The sequence below is a fragment of the Variovorax sp. 01T439_2 genome (genome assembly GCF_056398445.1).
The window spans coordinates 1-3423 of record NZ_JBFTPJ010000657.1; the positions used below are offsets into that span (position 1 = coordinate 1).

2 protein-coding genes and 1 pseudogene are annotated in these 3423 nt (G+C 66.6%); 1 reads left to right on the plus strand and 2 read right to left on the minus strand.

Features of this window, described 5'->3' with window-relative positions; genetic code table 11:
• Positions 1-463: pseudogene (locus tag AC1DOC_RS25275) on the minus strand (hypothetical protein); the annotation flags it as partial.
• Between the two features lie 339 nt (positions 464-802).
• On the opposite strand from AC1DOC_RS25275, the gene AC1DOC_RS25280 reads away from it, so the two are divergent.
• A complete protein-coding gene (locus tag AC1DOC_RS25280; protein WP_436299553.1) occupies positions 803-2281 on the plus strand; it encodes a YdgA family protein in 1479 nt (492 codons plus the stop codon).
• A 126-nt stretch (positions 2282-2407) separates the two neighbouring features.
• Here the strand turns inward: AC1DOC_RS25280 and AC1DOC_RS25285 are convergent, their stop codons facing one another.
• Positions 2408-3421 (minus strand): CobW family GTP-binding protein, encoded by a 1014-nt coding sequence (locus tag AC1DOC_RS25285; protein ID WP_478130733.1) that lies wholly within the window; start codon positions 3419-3421, stop codon positions 2408-2410.
• Positions 3422-3423 lie beyond the last annotated feature (2 nt).

A 3423-nucleotide genomic window follows, 5' to 3' on the forward strand; every position in this document is an offset into this window, starting at 1 on the left:
CGCGGCCACCTCGCGCGGGGGCGGGTGCGGCGGTCTGAGCGGGCATCGAAGGTGTCGCCGTGGCGGAAGAAGAGGCGGCAGCCGTTTTTTTCATTGGGATCGGAGGGGCAGAAGGAACGGCAGCAGTGCGGCCGACGGTTTTGGATGGCAGTTGACCCGCAACTGCAGTTTTGGTTGCGCTCTTGTCCGGGGCGGATGCCACCGACGGCGCAGCAGACTTTGCAGGCTTGACGGGCTTCTTTGCAACGGTCGCGGCCTTGGCCGATGGCGTTGCTGGCTTCTTTGGAGCGCTTTTTGGTTTCGTGGCCGGGGCCTTTGCAGCGGAAGAACTCTTTTTTGCCGCGGGTACAGCCGGCTTTGCAGCCGCCGCTTTCTTGGCGGCGGGCTTGGTTGCTGGCGTAGCCTTGGCGGCGGGCTTCTTCACGGTGACTGGCTCCTTGAACGAACTGGAACGCGCTTTCACTGGGTGTCTCCTCCCAAGGGAACCACCGCGGGTTTCAGGCCGCGCGGGCTCCACTCGTCGGAGTGCTCGCAGTGACGAACCCCGGGGTTATACCCCCGAAAGCCCGCCAGGAACCTGCGGCGCCCCGCACCGTCAACCACATCCCGCCCCATCGGACGAAGGCGTGGCTGCCGGAACAGGCGCGCGATTGTATAGAGAACTCGAATCGAAGGGTGATGTGCCTGCACCCCCTTGCCTCCGGTAGCATCGCCAGCGCTGCCGGAGGGGGCAGCAAGACCTGCCGGAATCGCCGGGGGAGCGATGCAGGTCGACCTCATTCATACAAAAGAGAAATCAATCTTGAGCAAAAAAGCAGTTCTGGGCGTGCTGGCTGCGGCCATCGCACTTGCCTATGGCGGCGGCACGTGGTTGGCCGGCGCAAAAGTAAAGTCCAGCTACGAAGCCGCGCTGGACGAGGTGCCGAAGCAGACTGCGCTGGTGCGCGTGGTCGAGCGCAGCTACGAACGCGGCTTCTTCGGCGCCGTCAGCACCGTGACGATCGAGCTCGGCTGCGCAGCCGATGCCGCCGCCGCGGTGCAGGTGCCTGCCGCCAAGCCCGGCGAGGAAGAGGATGAGGAAGAAGTGGAGCAAGCCGCCACGCCGTTCAAGGCGGTGCGCATCACCTTCCGCGACACCATCCGCCACGGCCCGCTGGCCGGTGGCACGCTGGCGGCGGCCACCATCGACAGCGAACTGGTGTTCGACGTGAAGGGCCAGGCCAAGGCCGAGCAGATCTTCGGCAAGGCCAAGCCCCTGACGGCGCACACCAAGGTGGCGTTCGACGGCGGCTACACCACCGACCTGGCGGTGGCGCCCGCCAGCCTGGCCGAGGAAGGCAAGGCCCGCTTCGCCTGGCAGGGCGCGCAGGTCCGCGCCGAGATGAACGGCGCCCGCACCCACGTGCGCTACGAACTGGCGATGCCGGGGCTGGATGTCAGCGATGCGCGCACCGGCGCCACGCTCAAGATGGGCAAGCTGGCCGGCAAGGCCGACATGGACAAGAGCGACGGCTGGATCCTGGCCACGGGCAAGACCGAGGCCCGGCTCGACAGCCTCGAATTCGCAGCTCCCAAGGGCCTGGGCAGCGCCGCGGGCGGCGAAGGCAAGGCCCTGCCGGCGGTGCTGCTGCAGAACATCGACATGCTCGCCGAAGCCAGCATCGCGGACGGGCTCTACGCATCGACCGGCACGGTCAAGGGCACCGGCAAGATCGGCGACACCAAGATCGACAAGTTCGAGATGAGCAGCGGCGGACGCCGCATCCACGCCGCCGGCTACAAGAAGCTGGCCGATGCCTGGATGCAGTCGAGCGCCGCGAACGGCTGCGGCAAGGGCGGCAACAAGGCCTCGCAGGCGGCCATGAAGGTGCTGTTCGACCAGTTGGCGCCCGACCTCAAGGCCATGGCCAAGTACAGCCCCGAATTCGGGCTCGACAGGATGCTGGTCGAAATCGGCGGCAAGCGCGGCGAGCTCAGCTACACGGCCGGCATGGCCGGCGTCACCGACGAAGACCTGCAGGCGCCCGGCATGGCGCTGCTCATGAAGCGCGGCGTGCTCAAGGCCAGCGCGCGGCTGCCGATGCAGTGGCTGGAGCAGATGGCCGCCGCCGGCGCCGGCAGCGGCCAGACGCCGCCGCCCGAGATGATGGCGGGGCTGGTCGAGCAAGGCGAGGAAAAGGGCTTCGTCAAGCGCGACGGCGATGACGTCACCACGCAGATCGAATATGCCGAAGGCAGCCTGAAGCTCAACGGCAAGCCGCTGGGCGCGCCGGGCCGGTAATTCCTCCCTCCCCTTCGGGGGAGGGCCGGGGTGGGGGCACGGGAGCCCCAAAAAAGCACGGCGCCTGATCGGTGGCCTGCCCCCATCCCCGCCTTCCCCCGGCGGGGGAAGGAGCAAGTCAGGGCCTCAGACCAGGCACTGCTCGAGCCCCTGCTCGAGAATTTCGCGCGGCAGCTCGATGCCGATGAACACCATGCGGCTCTGGCGGGCTTCGTCCTTGCCCCATTCCGGGCCCAGGTCGCTGCCCATCAGCTGGTGCACGCCCTGGAAGATCACCTTGCGCTCGGTGCCCTTCATGTTCAGCACGCCCTTGTAGCGCAGCATGCGCGGGCCGTAGATGTTGACGATGGCGCCCAGGAAGTCTTCCAGCTTGGCCGGGTCGAAGGGCCGGTCGGCCTTGTAGACGAAGCTCTTGACGTCGTCGTCGGTGTGGTGGTGGTGGCCGTGGCCCTCGTGCTTGTGCGAGGGGTGGTCGCAATGTTCGCCATGCGCGTGATCATGGTCGTGATGGTCTTCTTCTTCCTTGAGGAAGTCGGGGTCGATGTCGAGCTTGGCGTTCAGGTTGAAGCCGCGCAGGTCGAAGATGTCCTTGAGCGGCACGTCGCCGAAATGCGCCTTCTGCTGCGGCGCGCGCGGGTTCATGTGCTTGAGGCGGTGGATGAGCGCATCGGTTTCCTCGGCCGACACCAGCTCGCTCTTGCTGATGAAGATCTGGTCGGCAAAGCCCACCTGGCGGCGCGCCTCCTGGCGGTCGTTGAGCTGCTGCGGCGCATGCTTGGCGTCGACCAGCGTCAGGATGGAGTCGAGCAGGTAGCTCTCGGCGATCTCGTCGTCCATGAAGAAGGTCTGCGCCACCGGGCCGGGGTCGGCCAGGCCGGTGGTCTCGATCACCACGCGGTCGAAGTCGAGCAGGCCCTGGCGCTTCTTGGCGGCCAGAAGCTGCAGCGCCTCGCGCAGGTCTTCGCGGATGGTGCAGCAGACGCAGCCGTTGCTCATCTGCACGATCTGCTCCTTCGATTCGGTCACGAGGATGTCGCTGTCGATGTTCTCTTCGCCGAACTCGTTTTCGATCACCGCGATCTTCTGGCCATGGGCCTCGGTCAGGATGCGCTTGAGCAGCGTGGTCTTGCCCGAGCCCAGGA